Here is a 1,565-nt window from a genome sequence, read left to right as displayed (position 1 = left end):
CCGGCAGCTCCACCCGGCGCGGACGCCCGCCCGGCGGCACCAGCACGGGCGGCGGATGCCCGGCCCGCGCCATCGTGCACCGCTGGCTCACCGGGTCGTACACCGCGTACAGACACGTCGCCCCCACCTCCCCGGGACTCCCCTCGCTGCCCGCCTCCTCGGAGAGCCGTACGACGAGGTCGTCGAGGTGGGTGAGCAGCTCGTCCGGAGCCAGGTCGATGTCGGCGAGGGTCCGCACGGCGGTCCGCAGCCGGCCCATCGTCGCGGACGCCTGGATGCCGTGCCCGACGACGTCCCCGACGACCATCGCGACCCGCGTCCCCGACAGCGGGATCACGTCGAACCAGTCCCCGCCGACGCCCGCGCGGGCCGCCGGAAGATACCGGGACGCCGCGTCGACGGCCGCCGTGCGCGGCAGGGAGCGGGGCAGCAGGCTGCGCTGGAGGGCGAGCGCGGTGTCACGCTCACGGGAGTAGCGGCGGGCGTTGTCGACGCAGACGGCGGCCCGCGCGGTGACCTCCTCCGCGAGGAGCACGTCGTCCTGGGTGAAGGGGTCCGGGCGGCGGAACCGGATCAGCACCGCGACCCCCAGCGTCGCGCCCCGGGCCCGCAGCGGCACCGACATCACCGAGTGGATGCCGACCTCCCGCACCCGCGCCCCGCGCGCCGCGTCCCAGGCCAGCCACTGGTCCAGCTCACCGCCGCCCGTCGTCGCGACGATCGTCCGCCCCGCCGCCAGCGAGTCCGCGTGCGGCGACCCCGCCGGATACGTCTGCACCTCGCCCGGCTTCGCCACCGCCTCCGGGGTCCCCGGGTTCACCGACAGGTGCGCGGCCCGCCGCAGCGGCACCGGCGACGCGAGCGGCGCCGGGAGTTCCGTGCCGTCCGGCGGGTCCAGCAGGTCCACGGTCACGAAGTCCGCGAGCGCGGGCACGCACACGTCCGCCAGCTCCTGCGCCGTACGGGTGACGTCGAGCGTGGAACCGATCCGCACGCTCGCCTCGTTGAGGAGTTGCAGCCGTTCGCGCGCGAGGTAGTTCTCGGTGAAGTCGTGCGCCGACAGGGCGACGCCGACGACCCGCCCCGCCGCGTCGGTGACGGGCGCGAGCCGGGCCAGCCAGGCGTGCGCGTGCGCCTCGCCGCCGGTGCGGGTGTAGGTCTGGACGTCCTTGGCGAGGCCGCCGGCGAGCACGTCGGCCATGTGCTCCTCCAGCTCGTCGCTCTGCGGCCGGCCGCCGATCTCGGAGAGCCGCAGGCCCCGGATGCGCTCCTCGGGGAGCCCTATCGCCGCCTGCATCGCGTCGTTCACCAGCCGCAGCCTCAGCCGGTCGTCGTACACGGCGAGCGCGCACGGCGACTGCGCCAGCGCGGGCAGCGCCAGCGGATCGCCGGGAACACGCGGGCCCGTACCGGTCAGCGGCGTCACGACCAGCCAGTACCCGGGCCGGTCCGGCCGGGCGGGGCGGTGGTGGGCGAGCAGCCAGACCCGGACGACGGACCCGTCGCGGTGCCGCAGGGCGACCGTGCCGTCCCAGCGGGCCGCCGAGGGGACCGGCAGCGCGCCC

1 protein-coding gene is annotated in these 1,565 nt (G+C 76.7%); it reads right to left on the bottom strand.

Translation table 11 applies throughout. The features are described from left to right. The coding region (locus ACVNF4_RS35810) for a SpoIIE family protein phosphatase (protein ID WP_461807005.1) at window positions 1-1,565 on the bottom strand (1,565 nt) is incomplete at both ends.

The sequence above is a fragment of the Streptomyces sp. S6 genome (genome assembly GCF_054880855.1).
This window is presented reverse-complemented; position numbering and strand designations above follow the sequence as displayed.